General features: G+C 69.8%; 11 protein-coding genes. 4 read left to right on the forward strand and 7 right to left on the reverse strand.

The genetic code is table 11. The annotated features are described in order from the left end of the window. Positions 1-7: 7 nt before the first annotated feature. On the reverse strand, positions 8-1399 hold the full coding sequence (locus NQK81_RS10005; protein ID WP_257487973.1) for a WS/DGAT/MGAT family O-acyltransferase: 1392 nt from the start codon (positions 1397-1399) through the stop codon (positions 8-10). A 66-nt stretch (positions 1400-1465) separates the two neighbouring features. Between NQK81_RS10005 and NQK81_RS10010 the strand changes: the two genes are divergently transcribed. Next, positions 1466-2713 carry an alpha/beta hydrolase gene (locus NQK81_RS10010; protein ID WP_257487974.1) on the forward strand — a complete coding sequence of 416 codons (1248 nt, stop codon included), beginning with the start codon at positions 1466-1468 and terminating at the stop codon, positions 2711-2713. A gap of 223 nt (positions 2714-2936) precedes the next feature. Here NQK81_RS10010 and NQK81_RS10015 read toward each other — a convergent pair whose 3' ends face one another. The 3 genes from NQK81_RS10015 to NQK81_RS10025 all read right to left on the reverse strand — a co-directional run bounded on the left by NQK81_RS10015 (position 2937) and on the right by NQK81_RS10025 (position 9077). Further along, positions 2937-4121 carry an SWIM zinc finger family protein gene (locus NQK81_RS10015; protein WP_257487975.1) on the reverse strand — a complete coding sequence of 395 codons (1185 nt, stop codon included), beginning with the start codon at positions 4119-4121 and terminating at the stop codon, positions 2937-2939. After that, positions 4121-6886 (reverse strand): SCO1167/SCO6262 family helicase, encoded by a 2766-nt coding sequence (locus tag NQK81_RS10020; protein WP_257487976.1) that lies wholly within the window; start codon positions 6884-6886, stop codon positions 4121-4123. Before NQK81_RS10020 ends, NQK81_RS10015 begins: the two co-directional genes overlap by 1 nt. A 115-nt stretch (positions 6887-7001) precedes the next feature. Continuing rightward, positions 7002-9077 (reverse strand): acyl-CoA dehydrogenase family protein, encoded by a 2076-nt coding sequence (locus tag NQK81_RS10025; RefSeq protein WP_257487977.1) that lies wholly within the window; start codon positions 9075-9077, stop codon positions 7002-7004. 145 nt (positions 9078-9222) lie between these two features. Between NQK81_RS10025 and kstR the strand changes: the two genes are divergently transcribed. Then, complete coding sequence (gene kstR / locus NQK81_RS10030; protein WP_038523880.1) at positions 9223-9870, forward strand: cholesterol catabolism transcriptional regulator KstR; 648 nt, start codon at positions 9223-9225, stop codon at positions 9868-9870. A 301-nt stretch (positions 9871-10171) separates the two neighbouring features. Here kstR and NQK81_RS10035 read toward each other — a convergent pair whose 3' ends face one another. Genes NQK81_RS10035 through icmF form a run of 3 tightly spaced genes read right to left on the reverse strand, consistent with a single transcriptional unit; the run spans position 10172 to position 15283 of the window. Then, complete coding sequence (locus NQK81_RS10035) at positions 10172-11161, reverse strand: TIGR03557 family F420-dependent LLM class oxidoreductase (protein ID WP_034322416.1); 990 nt, start codon at positions 11159-11161, stop codon at positions 10172-10174. Continuing rightward, positions 11158-12003, reverse strand: a complete 846-nt coding sequence (locus NQK81_RS10040) for an LLM class F420-dependent oxidoreductase (protein ID WP_257487978.1) — start codon at positions 12001-12003, stop codon at positions 11158-11160. Before NQK81_RS10040 ends, NQK81_RS10035 begins: the two co-directional genes overlap by 4 nt. A 43-nt stretch (positions 12004-12046) precedes the next feature. Further along, the gene (gene icmF / locus NQK81_RS10045) at positions 12047-15283 is read right to left on the reverse strand and encodes a fused isobutyryl-CoA mutase/GTPase IcmF (protein WP_257487979.1); all 3237 of its coding nucleotides are present in this window, start codon (positions 15281-15283) and stop codon (positions 12047-12049) included. 135 nt (positions 15284-15418) lie between these two features. Here icmF and NQK81_RS10050 point away from each other — a divergent pair, with 135 nt between their 5' ends. Together NQK81_RS10050 and NQK81_RS10055 are read left to right on the forward strand one after the other, a co-directional pair. After that, positions 15419-15757 carry an ArsR/SmtB family transcription factor gene (locus NQK81_RS10050; RefSeq protein WP_257487980.1) on the forward strand — a complete coding sequence of 113 codons (339 nt, stop codon included), beginning with the start codon at positions 15419-15421 and terminating at the stop codon, positions 15755-15757. Then, positions 15750-16403, forward strand: coding sequence for a DUF899 domain-containing protein (locus tag NQK81_RS10055; RefSeq protein WP_257487981.1), 654 nt, complete (start codon positions 15750-15752; stop codon positions 16401-16403). Before NQK81_RS10050 ends, NQK81_RS10055 begins: the two co-directional genes overlap by 8 nt. The last annotated feature ends 70 nt before the right edge of the window (positions 16404-16473 follow it).

The raw sequence follows: 16473 nt of genomic DNA on the forward strand, positions 1-16473 counted from the left end.
TGGGGATCTAGGAGGTCGCTTTGAGCAGTTCCGCGAGCGCGTCGGGGAAGTGGTCGGCGAGCGGCCACAGGTCGCCGGTGAGTTCGCGGGCGCCGAGCAGGCCGACGTCGACCCGGCCCGCGTTGGACAGCACGGTGACGTTGAGCCCGGCGCCGTGGAAGACCGGGCCGAGCGGGTAGAGCCCGGTGATCCGGCAGCCCAGCAGGTACAACGGCATCGGCGGCCCCGGTACGTTGGAGACCACCAGGTTGTGCACCACCGGATGCCGTTCGGCCAGGCGCAGCGCGGAATACGCGCGCACCGCGAGGCCGAACATCGTCGCCGCCGAGAACTGCGCCCAGTCCTGGAGCATGTCGGCGTCGATGGTGTGGTGATGGTCCTTCGACAGCCGGTTGGATTCCGCCAGCATGAACAATCGCGCGGCGGGATCGTCGAGATGGGTCGGCAGCGATGCGAAGAACGCCGAGACCTTGTTGCTGCCGTGCTCGCGTTCGGTCCGGCCGTGTACCGAGACCGGCACCGTCGCCACCAGCGGATCCTCCGGCAGTTCGCCCCGGTCCCGCAGGAACTGCCGCAGCGCGCCGGAAACCACGGCGAGGACGACGTCGTTGACGGTGACCCCGAAGGCGTCCTTGACCTGCTTGACGTCATCGAGGTCGAGAGAGGCGTAGGCGACGCTGCGGTGTGCGGTGATCGTCCCGTTGAACGACGTGCGCGGCGCGGTGAACGGGACCGGCATTCCCTTGCCCTGCAACGCTTTACCCAGCCATCTCGGTACGAGTTCGAGCAGGTCGGGCAGCAGCTTCACGAGCTCGACCGGCCGTTTCGCGAACGACGTCAGCCCGGAACCGAACAGCGCGCGCCTGCCGGGAACGCCCGCGTTGTCACGTTCGTCCTTCGCGATCTCCGGCGGCGGGGCGTCCGGCTCGAGCCCGGCGAGGTAGCTGATCAGGCTGGCGCCGCCGACCCCGTCGACGCTGGCGTGATGCATCTTCAGCAGGACCGCGACCTCGCCGCCGGCCAGGCCTTCGATCACGTACAACTGCCACAGCGGCTGTGCGCGGTCCAGTCGTTGTCCCGCGATGTGGGCGCAGAGTTCGGCCAGTTCCCGCCGGTCACCGGGCGCGGGTACGCCGATCCGGTGAACGTGGGCTTCGAGGTCGAAGTCCTCGTCCTCGACCCAGACCGGATGCGCCAGATTCCAGAGTGGATTGTGCAGTTTGCGCCGGAACGCCGGGATCAGCTCGACCCGTTCGGCCAGCTTCTCCTTGAACCGTTCGAAATCGTAGCCGCCGGGCATGGTCGAACCGTCCACGGTGAGCAGCCCGCATATGTGCAGGACCTGGGCCGGTGTCTCCAGGTAGAGGAAACTCGCGTCCAGACCGCTCAATCTCTGCATGAGAAGCACCTTAAGTGAACTTTGCAACCCGTTCTAGGCGGTCACCCGGCGGTAGGATCGGTGCCCATGCAGCCGAGTTTCGTCGTCCGCCAGGCACTCCAGCTCGCGCTCACCGCGAACGCGCTGAAGCCGCCGAGAGGTGCGCGTACGGCGATCCCGGCGTTCTTCGCGGGCTGGCTCACCGGGGAACTCGCCCCGCATCTGCTCGCGCTCACCGCGGCCGACGCGGCGGCGCATGTCGCCCGGCACCGGGGCGGGTCGAGCAAGGCCGGCCTCGCCCTCGCGGCGGCGTCCGCGGCCGGGCTCGGCACCCTGATCGCACAGTCCCAGCGGGCCCGCGGCGAGATCGAGACCGCGCTCACCGAAGGCGTCGGCAAGGCCTACATCGACGAACTCGAGCACCCGCCGAGCCCGACCGACCTCGCGACGCCGTGGGGCCAGCTGGCCATGCCGTTCCGCATGCGCGACCCGGCGGTGCGGCGGACCCGCAACATCGCCTACGCGCCGGGTGGGAAGCGGTTCCTGCTCGACGTCTACGCCCCTCGCGAACCCGTCACCGGCGCGCCGATCCTGCTGCAGGTGCACGGGGGTGCCTGGGTGATCGGCAACAAGGACCAGCAGGGCCTGCCGCTGATGCTGCACATGGCCAAACGCGGCTGGATCTGCATCGCGATCAACTACCCCCTCTCCCCCGCCGCCCGCTGGCCCGCGCATATCGTCGCGGCGAAACGCGCGCTGGCCTGGATCCGGGACAACGCCGAGTCCTACGGCGGCGATCCGTCGTTCGTCGCCGTCACCGGCGGTTCCGCGGGCGGGCATCTCGCCGCGCTGCTGGCGCTGACCGCGAACGACCCGGCGTTGCAGCCCGGCTTCACCGAAGCGGACACGAGCATCCAGGCGTGCGCCCCGCACTACGGCGTGTACGACTTCGCCGCGACCAGCGGGCGGCGCTCCAGCCAGGCCCGGCTGAAGACGCTGATCGCCCGGCACGTCTTCGAGGCGGACCGGGATCCGGAGAACTTCCTCGACGACTACATCGCGGCGTCACCGCTGGACCGGATCACCGAGGACGCGCCGCCGTTCTTCGTCATCCACGGCGTCCACGACTCGCTGGTGCCGGTGGGCGAGGCCCGCGAATTCGTGCGGCGCCTGCGGGACAAGTCCCGGCGCGAGGTCGCGTACGCGGAGATCTCCGGCGCGCAGCACGCCTTCGACGTCTTCCCCTCGATCCGCAGCGCCCACGTCGTGCGCGGGGTGGAACGGTTCCTCGAGTGGAGCTATCGCACGTGGCGGCGCCGGTCCGGCGGGGCGTGAGTGGCGGTTGTCGCCGCGGCGCGAGGTTGCGAAAGCCACTTTCGCAACGTTGAAGGTTGCGAAAGTGGCTTTCGCAACCTCGCCTGAGGCGGGGCCGGCGCGGCCAAGCGTGGGTCCGGAGCTGCCCCAACGCTCTCCGCCGGGCGTCGCGAAAGCCACTTTCGGGACACCAGACGTCGCGAAAGTGGCTTTCGCGGCAGCACTTCCGACTGGGACACGAGGGTCAGGGCGGGTAGATCACGTCCGTCGGGCGGGCGGAAGACGGGCCGTCGACCCGCCAGCCTTCCCCGTCGCGCACGAAGCGGTACCACCGTTCGTCCCGGCCGTAGCGCAGTTGCAGGTCGCCCTGGGTGATCCGGTTCCGCCAGGTCTTCGGCGTCCCCGGTAGCCCCGATTCGGCGAGGTCCGCCCTGGCCTGGGCGAGTGGTGCCTGCCCGGGCCGCCAGGCCTCCCTGACCACCGCCATCCCGCCCCGGCCCGCCTCACGCCAGGCCTGTGCCCAGAGGGCGAGATCCCGCACCGCGACACCCGCCGCCTCGGCGAGTTCGGCGACCACATCGGGGTCGCTCGCCGCCGCGCGGCGGGCGAGGTCTTCCTCGAACGACAGCCCCACCTCGCGCTCGGGCCCCATGACCAGCAGTTCCCAAGCCCTCGCGGCGGCGTCGGCCGCCAGTTCGACGAACATCTCACCGCTCCAGCCGGTGCGATGCGGCGGGTCCAGGTCGAGGACCGCGGGCGGCCCGACCGTGGCGGGGACGGCCGGCCGCGGCGGGAGCGCGGCGATCCGCCGGGTGTATGCGCGTTTCGGGTCCACCCCGGGCGCGGCGGGGGCGCGCACCCGCTTGCCCGGCGTGCTCGCGGGGGCTCGGCGGGCCCGCAGTTCCGCGAGTACGGCCTCCCTCGACCTGCCGCGCAGCAGGAACAGCACGAACGGATCGGCGTCGACCTCGTCCGCGACCAGGTAGTACACCGCGGCGACGTGCTTGCACGGGTTCGCGCTGTCGGGACAGGAGCACTTCGGGCGCAGATCGCCGGGACCCGGCAGCAGATCCGCGCCGGCGGCTCGCGCGTCCTCGGCCAGTTCGCCGGGCAGCTCGCCGTCGAGCAGGGCCGCGACGTGCCCGAGCCGGGAGCCGACCATGCCGAGCAGGCTCTCCCACTGCGAATCGGTGAATGCCCGCATGTGGATGGTCACCCGGTACGGCACCGCCCGGCTGCCCTGCACCCAGGCCGTCACCTCGCCCGCGCCGACCGCGAGCTTGCTGACCGTGCCCTTGCGCGCGTACGTCCGCCCGCGCGGCAGCCGGTTCGGATCGAGTTTGGCGCGTTCCTCCAGGGCCTCGACCCACGCCTTGCCCCACCACGTGTTGCCGAAGGTGCGCCGTTTCCGTCCTGTCACACCGGGCATCAGGGCTCCCCGAGCCGGACGAGATCGGCGAGCTCGTCGTCGGACAGTTCGGTGATCCAGTTCTCGCCCGCGCCGATGACCGCGTCCGCCAGGCCGCGTTTGGTCTCCAGCACCTTGGCGATGCGCTCCTCGAGCGTGCCCTCCGCGATCAGCCGGTGCACCTGGACCGGCCGGTCCTGCCCGATCCGGTACGCGCGGTCGGTGGCCTGGTCCTCGACCGCCGGGTTCCACCAGCGGTCGTAGTGGATCACGTGGGTGGCCTTGGTCAGGTTGAGCCCGACACCGCCCGCCTTGAGCGAGAGCAGGAACACCGGTACCTCGCCCGCCTGGAACCGGGCGACCATGTCCTCCCGGACCTGGGGCGTGCTCGACCCGGACAGCAGCATGGTCGGCAGCCCGCGTTCGGCGAGGCGTTTCTCCAGCAGGCGGCACAGCTGGACGTACTGGCTGAACACGAGGACGCTGTCGCCCTCGTCGAGGATGACGTCGAGCAGCTCCTCGAACGCGGCCAGCTTGCCGGACCGGCCGTGCAGCACCCCCGGCTCCTTGAGGTACTGCGCCGGGTGGTTGCAGATCTGCTTGAGCTCGGTGAGCAGTTTGAGCACCTGCCCGCGCCGCGCCACCCCGTCGAGCTCGCGGATCATCGCGAGGTTCTCCCGGACCACGGCCTCGTACAGCGTCGTCTGCTCTGCGGTGAGCGGGACGAACCGGTCGGTCTCGGTCTTGCGCGGGAGCTCGGGGGCGATGTCCGGGTCGGTCTTCTTGCGGCGCAACAGGAACGGGCGCACGGTCGTGGCGAGGCGTTCGGTGGCGGCGACGTCACGGTCGCGCTCGATCGGGCGGGCGACCTTGCGGCGGAACCCGTCGAGCGAGCCGAGCAGTCCAGGCGTCGTCCAGTCCACGATGGACCAGAGCTCGGTGAGCCGGTTCTCCATCGGTGTCCCGGTCAGCGCGACCTTCGCGGCGGCAGGGATCTTCCGCAGCTCCTTGGCCGTGACCGAAAGCGGGTTCTTGACGTGCTGCGCCTCGTCGGCGGCGATCATCCCCCAGTCCACTTCGGACAGTGCCTCGCGATCCCGGCGGAGGACGCCGTACGTGGCGAGCACGACCTCGTCCGGCGCGACCTCGTCGAGATGCCGCCCACCGCCGTGGAACCGGCGTACCGGGATGCCCGGCGCGAACCGGGCGAACTCACGTTCCCAGTTGCCCAGCAACGACGTCGGGCACAGGACCAGGGTGGGGCCCTCGCCGAGGGGACGGCGGTGCAGGTGCAGGGAGATGAGCTGGATCGTCTTGCCGAGCCCCATGTCGTCGGCGAGGCAGGCGCCGAGACCGAGCCCGGTCATCGTCGCGAGCCAAGCCAGACCCGCCTTCTGATAGGGCCGCAGGGTGGCCTTCAGATCCGCAGGCTGCTCGATCGGTTCCGCCGCGCTTTCCCGGATCCGCTGGAGCAGCCCCGTCACCGCCGACGGTGCGGTGAACTCGACCTTTTCGCCGTCCAGCTCCAGTTCGCCGGTGAGCGCCGCGGCCAGCGCCTCGGCCCCGGACAGCTTCTTCGCGCGGTGGGCGCGCACCTTGGCGAGCAGGCGCGCGTCGACCTTGACCCATTTCCCCCGCAGCCGCACCAGCGGCCGCTTGGCCTCCGCGAGCGCGGTGACCTCGGCGTCGGTGAGGTCTTCGTCGCCGAGGCTCAGCCGCCAGCGGAACTGCAGCAGGCTCTTGAGCGTGAACTCCGGCCCGGTGACACTGCCCGGGGCCTGCGTCGCGCTCGCCTTCGCCTTGAGCTCGCCCGCGAAGAGGTCCTTCGGCCACTGCACCTCGATGCCGGCGCCGCCGAGCGCCGCGTCCCCGTGGGTCAGCAGGTCGACGACCTCGTCGTACTCCAGCGTCAGCCCGGTCGGCGCGGCGGACCGGAGCATGCGGCCGAGCGGCGCCCAGGCCCTGGCACCCCGGCGCAGGCCGAGCAGCAACTGCGTCTCGACCTGCTCGCCCATCCGTTCCAGCACCGCTTCGGGCGCGTCCCACAGCGTCGCCGCCTCGACGATCAAGCTCGGGTCGGCTGCGCTCCGCACGGCGAGGACGGCGGCGAACGTGGGCTCTTCCTCGGGGTTTTCGGATTCGTGCACCTCCATGCGCAGGACGAGATGCGCGCCCTGTGCCTGGCGGGCGCTCAGCTCCGCCAACCACGCGGCACCGTCCGGCCCGACCAGCGTCGGCTCGGCCGCGGCGAACGCCGGGCCGCCCGCCGCGACACTCGCGGCGGGTGTGCGGACCAGCACGTCCGCCGTCGCGTCCCAGAGCGCGCGGATCAGTGACTCCGGCGAATGCAGCCGGATCCGTTTCAGCCCGGACAACGGCAGCGCGTGCGCCTCGGGAGGCAGCGCGGCGGCGAGCCCGCGCAACATCTCCTCGTCGGCGACGTCGAGCGGCCCGACCCGCCACGAATCCACCCCGCCGGGTGAGGCGGCGGGCAGCAGCCTGCCGCGGGCGATGAGGTTCACCCCGGCTTCGGCGACGGCCGACCACGCGGCGATGGCCGGGCTCAGGTCGCCGTCGGCGGTCAGCAGCCGCGGAATCGCGCGTGACAACGGGACGAGTGCCGCGTCGACCTTCGTGCGCCGGAAGACCTTTCCCACCGGCAGCACGAGTTCGATCGCGGTGTCACCCGCTACGCCGTCTCCCCAGAGCGCCAGCACACCGTCCCGCGGGGGATCCGAGGGGACGAAGGTGGCCTGGGTTCCTGTGCCGAACTCCACGACCCGCACGTTAGAGCACGGGACCGACAGCCCTCGGTCGCCGGTGTCGTGAAAGGTCCTTTCCTGGCAGATTTCGCGAGGAAGGGACCTTTCATGGCACGTGAGAAGGGCGTGACAGGGACTTTCAGGACCGAGGCAGCCCCAGCAACCGCTCCGCCGTCAGCGACAGCAGCACCTGCGTCGTCCCGCCCGCGATACTGAGGCATCGGGTCAGCAGGAACTCGTGCTGCGCCGGGTCACCGTCCACGAGGGCGCGCTCACCGAGCGACTCCAGCGCGAACTCCGCCACCGCCTGCCGATGCCGCACTCCCAGCAGCTTGCGCACACTCGACTCGGCGCCGGGGTCCTGCCCGTCGAGCCGCCGCAGCGTCGCCCGCAGGTCCAGCACCGAACACGCGCTTCCGTCGGCGATCAGCGCGCCGAGCCGCTCCCGGTCGGCGTCCTCGCCGAGCGTGGCGAGCAGATTCTCGACGCCCTCCCCCACCGCGGATCCGCTTCCGAGGGCCACGCGCTCGTTCGCCAGCGTCGTCCGCGCCAGCCGCCAGCCGCCGTCGACCTCCCCGACCACCATCTCGTCCGGGACGAAGACGTCGTCGAGGAACACCTCGTTGAAGACGGCGTCTCCGGTGATCTCGCGCAGCGGGCGGGTGCTGATCCCGCCGGCGGTCATGTCGACGAGGAAGTACGTGATCCCCTTGTGCTTCGGCGCGTCCGGGTCGGTGCGCGCCAGGCAGATCGCCCAATCGGCTTCGCGCGCGAGGGAGGTCCACACCTTCTGGCCGTTCAGCAGCCATCCGCCGTCGACGCGACGGGCCGTCGTGCGGAGCGACGCGAGATCGGAGCCCGCCTCGGGCTCGCTGAACAGCTGGCACCAGGTGATCTCGCCGCGCAACGTGGGCGCGGCGAACCGCTCGCGCTGCTCCTCCGAGCCGTGTTCCAGCAACGTCGGCACGGCCCAGCCGCCGATGACCAGATCCGGTCGGCGGACACCCGCGCCGTCGAGCGCGGCATCGATCCGCAGCTGCTCGGCCGCGGTGGCGCCCCTGCCGTACGGCGCGGGCCAATGCGGGGCCAGCAGTCCCGAATCGGCCAGTGCGACCCGCCGCTCCGGCTCGGCCAGGGCGGCGATTTCGCTTACCAGGTCACGGAGTCCGGCGTCCTCACCGACGTCAACGCCCAACGTCCGGCGGTCGCCGCGCAGGGCGAGTTCGGCGGCGCGACGACGCCAGCGGGCCGAACCGCCGAGCCACTGCCGCAGGGCCACGGCGCGCCGAAGATAGAAGTGCGCGTCATGCTCCCAGGTGAAGCCGATACCGCCGAGGATCTGAATGCAGTCCTTCGCGTTGGCCACAGCCGCGTCGAGCGCGTAGGCCGCCGCGGTCGCCGCCGCGAAAGCGTGCTGTTCCGGGTCTTCGGCAGCCCTCGCCGCGTCCCATGCGAGCGCGTCGGTGGCTTCGGCCCGGCACAGCATTTCCGCGCACAGATGCTTGATCGCCTGGAACGACCCGATCGGACGGCCGAACTGTTCCCGCACTTTCGCGTACTCGACGGCGGTCCGAAGACACCATCGAGCGATTCCCGCGGCCTCCGCGGCGCCGAGTGTGGCGGCGTAGGAATCCACCGGCAGCGCCTCGAAAACCGCTTCGGCCCGCACCTTCGCGCACCGGATCCGGCCGACCGGCCGGGAGACGTCGAACGGCTCGCCCGGCTCGATGTCCACTCCGGACGCTCCGGGTGGGACGAGCGCGGAGACGGGGCCGTCCGAGACCAGCGTCCACGCCGACGAGTGGACGTCCAGAGCCGGGCCCGATTCGCCGTCGACCACCGAATCCGCGATACGGAAGCCGCCGCCGAGCACCACCGCCAGCCGTTCCGTCCCGTCCGCGATGTCGGGCAGGATCCCCTTGGCGGCCTGGGGAACCGTCGCGAGCAACGCGCCACCCAACGCGGTCCCGAGGATCGGACCGGGTACGAGCGCTTCGGCCGCTTCGGCGAGCCCGGCGGCCAGATCGGCCAGCGTGCCGCCCGCCCCGCCGACGTCTTCGGGAATCGCCACGCCGAACAAGCCGAGTTCCGCCAGCCCCGATGGTGGCTCGGCGATCCGGCCACTTCGGACGGCGTCGACGGGACGGGCGGAAGCCGCCCAAGCCCGGATCGACGCGGCCAGGGCCGCCTGTTCTTCGGTGAGCGCGATCGACACGGGTGAGACCTCCTCGCCGGACCTACCCGCGAGTGTAGAACGTGTTGCAGTTTCTTGCCCAGTGGGTCACGTCTTGAACAGTTCGTCCGCTTAGGTACGCTACGTGAGGAAAGTGGAACAAGTTCCGACGAAGGGGGACGTGGCGATGCCAGGGAAGGCCAAGGCACCCACGAGCGCGAAAGCGCGCAGCGGCAATGGTCTCTCCGCGCTGGGCGGCGAGGAACTCGGCTCCGCGGCACAACGCGACCGGCGGCGCCGCATCATCGACGCGACCCTCACCCTCGCCGCGAAGGGCGGCTACGACGCGGTCCAGATGCGGGCGGTCGCCGAGAAGGCGGACGTCGCGCTCGGCACGCTGTACCGCTATTTCCCCTCGAAGATCCACCTGCTGGTTTCCGGGCTGGCCAGGGAGTTCGAGCGCGCGCAGGAGAAACTCGACCGCGCGGCCATCCCCGGCGACACCCCGAGCGAACGGCTGATGTTCGTCCTCGGCCGCAACACCCGGCTGATGCAGCGGGATCCGCACCTCACCGAGGCGATGGTCCGCGCGTTCATGTTCGCCGACACGACCGCCGCCGCCGAGGTCGAACAGGTCGGGCGGCTGATGGAGAACATGTTCGCCAAGGCCATGGGCATCGAGGACCCGACCGAGGCCGATCGCGACATCTTCCACGTCATCGCCGACGTCTGGATGGCGAACCTGGTCGCCTGGGTGACGCGGCGCGCGTCGGCGGCCGATGTGGCGAACCGGCTGGAACTGTCGGTGCACCTGCTGCTGGACAAGAACGTCTGAAACCTCACGAGACCAGATCCACTCGGTACCGGGGTTCTGCCGGGTGCTGGGCTCGGCCCGGTTGCGAAAGCCACTTTCGCAACCTTCGACGTTGTGAAAGTGGCTTTCGCAACGTCGGCCGTGGCCGGGCCGGCACCGCATTGGTGATCATGTCGCGAAAGCCACTTTCGAGACGTCTGATGTCCCGAAAGTGGCTTTCGCGACGCCCGGCTCCAGACCCTCATGCCTTCACGGACCAGGCCCGGAGATCGCCAGCGGCCGGAAGCCAGTAGGTACCTGAGGCCAGAACCGTCGAGACGGGTCAGGCGGTCAGCTTCGGCAGCACGTCCCGCCCGAACGTCTCGATGAACTGGTCCTGGTTCCGGCCCACGTTGTGGATGTAGATCCGGTTGAACCCGGCGTCGACGTACTTCTGCAGCGCCGCGCGGTGCACGTCCGGATCGGACGAGACGACCATGCGCCCCTCGAAGTCCTCGCGCCGCACCAGTTTCGCCATCTGCGCGAAGTCGAACGGCGAGCGGATGTCGGCCTTCGGGAACTTCATGCCGCCGTTGGGCCACTGGTCGAGCGCGTTGGCCCACGCCGTCTCGTCGTCCTCGGCCCACGACAGGTGCACCTGCAGCAGCTTCGGCATCGAGTCCGGGTCCTTGCCGGCCTTCCGCGCGCCGGTGCCGAAGTTGTCGAGGATCCCCGCCAGCTTCTCGATCGACGCGCCCGGCGTGATCAGCCCGTCCGCGAGCTCACCGGTCTTGCGTGAGGTGTACGGGCCCGCCGACGCGATGTAGATCGGCGGCGGCTCGTCCGGCAGCGTCCACAGCCTGGTGGTGTGCAGTTTGAAGAACTCGCCGCTGTGCTTGACGTCCTTGCCGGTGAACAGCTTCCGGATGACCTCCAGCGCCTCGAACATCCGCCGCACGCGCTCGGGCGCCTCGGGCCAGTAGCCGCCGATGATGTGCTCGTTGAGCGCTTCGCCGGAGCCGATGCCGAGCCAGGTCCGGCCCGGGTAGGTCGCCTCCAGGGTGGCCGCGGCCTGCGCGACCATCGACGGGTGCAGCCGGAACGACGGGCAGGTCACGCCCGGCCCGAGATCGCCGGTGGTGTTCTCCGCCAACGACGCGAGCACGCTCCACACGAATGACGCTTCACCCTGTTGAGGGACCCACGGCTGGAAGTGGTCGGCGGCCATCTGGCCGGAGAATCCGTGCTGTTCGGCCAGCGCCGCCAGCCGGATCGACTCGCGTGGCGAGAACTGCTCCAGTGCCGCCGCCAAGCCGATTTGAACCTCAGTCACGCCTGCTGCCCCTTTCGAAAGCTCTCGGCGACCTTCGCGAACTGGTCGAGTCGTTCCAGTGTCGCCGCTTCGGGCTCGGTCGGCAGGAAGAGCGTCGCCTCGTCGACGCCGCCCTCGGCGAGCCTGCCCAGCGCGTCCTCTTCGGGAGTGGCGCCGAAGGCGGAGAACCTGATGTCGCTACGGCCCTTGTCGGCCAGCCACTGCCGCGCCCGGCGAAGCTCTTCCGGCGGGGTGTGCGCGTGCGGCAGCCAGCCGTCGCCGTACTTGGCGATCCGCTCCATCGCCTTCTGCCCCGCGCCACCGATGTAAATGGGCGGATGCGGCTTCTGCACCGGCTTCGGCCACGCGAAGATCGGGTCGAAGTCGACGTGCTCGCCGTGGAATTCGGCCTCGTCCTTCGTCCAGATCTCCTTCAGGGCGGCGAGTTGCTCGTCGACGAGCGCGCCGCGGGTGCGCGGATCCGTGCCGTGATTGCGCATTTCCTCCCGGTTCCACCCGACGCCGACACCGAAGACGAACCGGCCCCGCGAGACCAGGTCCAGCGAAGCGACCTCCTTCGCCGTGTGGATGACGTCGCGCTGCTGCAGCAACGCGACGCCCGTCCCCAGCTTCAGCTTCGACGTGGCCCCGGCCGCCGCGGTCAGCGCGACGAACGGGTCCAGGGTCCGGTAGTAGATCCGCGGCAGCTCGCCACCGCCCGGGTACGGCGTTTCCCGGCTGACCGGGATATGCGAATGCTCGGCGATGTGGAGCGAGCTGAACCCGCGCTCTTCGGCGGCTGCGGCGAGGACGTCCGGCCTGATGCCTTCATCGGTGATGAAGGTGGCGATTCCGATCTCCATGTCCAGCAACTACCCGGACACGCGCCGCGATATTCCCGCCTCGCTAGACGTTGCGCCGGTACTGCCCGCCCACCTCGAAGAACGCCTCGGTGATCTGGCCGAGCGAGCACACCCGCGCCGCGTCCATCAGCACACCGAACAGGTTGCCGCCCCGGGTCGCGGCCTCGCGCAGCGTCTTGAGCGCGACCTGCGCCTCGGCCTGGTGCCTGCGCTGGAAGTCCTCGAGCCGCTCCAGCTGCGAGCGCTTCTCGTCCTCGGTCGCCCGCGCGAGCTCGACCTCGACATCGTCCTCGCCGCCGTTCGGGTTGCGGAAGGTGTTGACGCCGATGATCGGCAGCGTGCCGTCGTGCTTCTGGCGTTCGTAGAGGATCGACTCGTCCTGGATCTTGCCGCGCTGGTAGCCGGTCTCCATCGCGCCCAGCACACCGCCGCGCTCGGAGATCCGGTCGAACTCCAGCAGCACGGCCTCTTCGACCAGATCGGTCAGCTCGTCGATGATGAACGAGCCCTGCAACGGGTTCTCGTTCTTCGACAGGCCCCATTCCTTGTTGATGATCATCTGGATGGCCATCGCGCGCCGCACCGAGCTCTCCGACGGCGTCGTGATCGCCTCGTCGAAGGCGTTGGTGTGCAAGGAGTTCGCGTTGTCGTACAGCGCGCACAGCGCCTGCAGCGTGGTGCGGATGTCGTTGAAGCTCATCTCCTGCGCGTGCAGCGACCGGCCCGAGGTCTGCACGTGGTACTTGAGCTTCTGCGAACGCTCGTTGGCGCCGTAGCGCTCCCGCATCGCGACCGCCCAGATCCGGCGCGCGACCCGGCCCAGCACCGAGTACTCGGCATCCATGCCGTTGGAGAAGAAGAACGACAGGTTCGGCGCGAAGTCGTCGATGTCCATCCCGCGCGCGAGGTAGCTCTCGACGTAGGTGAAACCGTTCGACAGGGTGAACGCCAGCTGCGAGATCGGGTTCGCCCCGGCCTCGGCGATGTGATAGCCGGAGATCGACACCGAGTAGAAGTTCCGGACTCCGTGCTCGATGAACCATTCCTGGATGTCGGCCATCATGCGCAGGCTGAACTCGGTGGAGAAGATGCAGGTGTTCTGCCCCTGGTCCTCCTTGAGGATGTCCGCCTGCACGGTGCCGCGGACGTTGCGCAGCGCCCATTCACGCAGTTCGGCGGCCTCGGTTTCGGACGGCTCGCGGCCGTGCTCGGCCTTGAACGCCGCCATCCGCTGATCGATCGCGGTGTTGAGGAAGAACGCGAGGATCGTCGGCGCCGGGCCGTTGATCGTCATCGACACCGAGGTGCTCGGCGAGGTCAGGTCGAAACCGTCGTAGAGCACCTTCATGTCTTCGAGCGTCGCGATGGAGACACCCGAGGTGCCGACCTTGCCGTAGATGTCGGGGCGGGTGTGCGGGTCGTGCCCGTACAACGTCACCGAGTCGAAGGCGGTCGAAAGGCGCTTCGCCTCGGAGTCGGCCGACAGCAGCTTGAACCGCTTGTTGGTCCGGAACGGGTCGCCCTCGCCGGCGAACATGCGCGCCGGGTCCTCGCCCTCGCGCTTGAACGGGAAAACGCCCGCGGTGTAAGGGAAGTACCCGGGAAGGTGCTCGCGGCGCAGGAACGACAGCAGCTCGCCGGGTTCGGTGTAGCGCGGCAGCGCCACCCGCGGGATCCGGTTGCCGGAGAGCGTGTCGCGCCAGAGCTGGGTGTGCAGTTCCTTGTCGCGGATCTTCACGACCAGCTCGTCGGCCCGGTAGGACTCGGCCAGCTCCTGGAAGCGGGCAAGCAGGTTCGTCGACTCACCGTCCACATCGGACTCGGCGGCGGCGAGCAGGCCGTCGAGCGCGTCGGTGCTCGCGTCGACGGCGGCCAGCGCCTCCTTGGCGGCGGCGAGGTGCTCGCGTTTGCGCAGCGCGGCGACCTGCTGCTCGGTCTTGGCGTGGTAGCCGCGGACGGTCTCGGAGATCTCCGCGAGATAGCGCGTCCGGTTGGCGGGGATGATCGTGCTGGCGTCGGTGGAGACCTTGCCCTCGACCTTCGGGAGCACGCCGGGCGAAACGGTCAGGCCACGCTCGGCGAGGGTGTCGCGCAGGTGCTGGTAGAGCGCGGTGACGCCGTCGTCGTTGAACTTCGCGGCGCTGGTGCCGTAGACCGGCATGTCCTCGGGCGAGGAGCTGAACGCCTCGCGGTTGCGCACGAGCTGGCGCGCGACGTCGCGACGAGCGTCTTCGGCGCCGCGGCGCTCGAACTTGTTGATCGCCACCGCGTCGGCGAAGTCGAGCATGTCGATCTTCTCCAGCTGCGACGCCGCGCCGAACTCCGGCGTCATGACGTACAGCGACTGGTCCACGTAGTCGACGATGCCGGCGTCGCCCTGGCCGATACCGGGCGTCTCGACGATCACGAGGTCGAACCCGGCGGCCTTGCACGCGAGGATGGACTCCGAGAGCCCGGTGGGGATCTCGCCGCTGGTGGTCCGGGTGGCGAGCGAACGGAAGTAGACCGGGCTGCCGTCGAGGCAGTTCATCCGGATGCGGTCGCCGAGCAGCGCTCCCCCGCCCTTGCGGCGCGACGGGTCGACGGCGAGCACGGCGATGCGGAGCTTGTCCTCCTGGTCCAGCCGGAACCGGCGGATCAGCTCGTCGGTGAGCGACGACTTGCCGGAACCACCGGTCCCGGTGATGCCGAGGACCGGCACCGTCCGCGCCTTGGCGGCTTCGGTGATCTTGGCCAGCGCGTCCTGCGGCAGCGCCTCGCGCTGAAGCTGTGTGATGACCCGTGAGAGCGCCGGGATGTCACCCGAAAGCAGTTTGTCCAGCGAGCCGGGCGACTGCGCGGACAGGTCCGTGTCGCAGGCCTTGATCATCAGGTTGATCATGCCGGGGAGGCCCATCTCGTAGCCGTCCTCCGGCGAGAAGATCCGCGCCACGCCCCGCGAGTGCAGCAGGTCGATCTCCTCGCGGACGATGACCCCGCCACCGCCGCCGAACACCTTGATATGCCCCGCGCCGCGCTCGTTGAGCAGCTCGACCAGGTAGCTGAAGTACTCGACGTGCCCGCCCTGGTACGCGCTGATGGCCACCCCCTGGACGTCCTCGGCGATGGCCGCGGTGGCGACCTCGTCGACCGACCGGTTGTGCCCGAGGTGCACGACCTCCGCGCCCTGCGACTGGAGGATCCGCCGCATGATGTTGATGGACGCGTCGTGCCCGTCGAAGAGGCTCGACGCCGTCACGAAACGAACGGGGTTCACCGGGCGGTGCAGGTCGCTGCTCATCCCTCCAAAATACTTGGACTTCCTACTGTTTTAAACCCATCCACTCGCGTGATGGCGCTCTCACTCGTCCTTGACAGATCGACGCGCACCAGTATATTCAACCCAAGGGTTAAACAACCGATTGATTGAGCAGCGATGACCACTGATCAGCTCAGCGCCACGTTCGCCGCGTTGGCGGACCCCACCCGGCGGGCGATCCTCGCCCGGCTGGCCACCGGCGAGGCCAGCGTCAACGAGCTGGCCGAACCCTTTCCGGTCAGCCTCCAGGCCATCTCCAAACATCTCAAGGTCCTCGAGCGCGCAGGCTTGATCAGCCGGGGCCGGACCGCGCAATGGCGGCCCTGCCGGCTGGAGGCCGCCCCGCTCGGCGACGTCTCCGAGTGGGTCGAGCGGTACCGGCGCTTCTGGGAAGGCGGTTTCGACCGCATGGAAGAACACCTCGCGGAACTGAGGAAAGGCGAACGAAATGACTGACACCGTCACCCTGCCGGAGGTCGTCTCGGCGGCCGACTGGCAGATCGCCCGAGACGCGTTGCTGGCCAAGGAAAAGGAGCTCACCCGCGCCGCGGACGCGATCGCCGCCGAGCGGCGGCGGCTGCCGATGGTCCGCTTCGACAGCACCTACGAGTTCGACGGGCCCCAGGGCCGGGTCACCCTCCTCGACCTGTTCGAGGGACGGCGGCAGCTGATCGTCTACCACTTCATGCTCGCCCCCGGGCAGAAGGCGGGCTGCCCCGGCTGCTCGATGCTCGTGGACAACATCGGCCACCTCGCGCACCTGCACGCCCGCGACACCACGCTGTACGTGGTCGCGTCGGCGACCCTGCCCGAGATCGAGCGGTACAAGGAGCGGATGGGCTGGACCGTCCCGTGGGTCTCGACCGTCGGCGGCTTCAACCCCGCCTGCGGCATCGACGGCGGGTTCGGCGTCAGTGTCTTCCTGCGCGACGGTGACGACGTGTTCCGGACGTACTTCACCACCGACCGCGGCGGGGACCAGCTGGTGGGGACGCTGCGCTACCTCGACCTGACGCCGCTCGGACGGCAGGAGGCCTGGGAGGAGTCCGGCCGCGGGACCGACGGCCCCGGGCACTGGTGGAAGCGCCACGACGAGTACTGAGCCCGGAAGTCCGTGAAGGCCTCCTTGCCTACCCTGACGGTCAGGGCCCCGGCAAAGTCGCATGAACGCC

Source organism: Amycolatopsis roodepoortensis (assembly GCF_024628825.1).
GTDB lineage: Bacteria > Actinomycetota > Actinomycetes > Mycobacteriales > Pseudonocardiaceae > Amycolatopsis > Amycolatopsis roodepoortensis.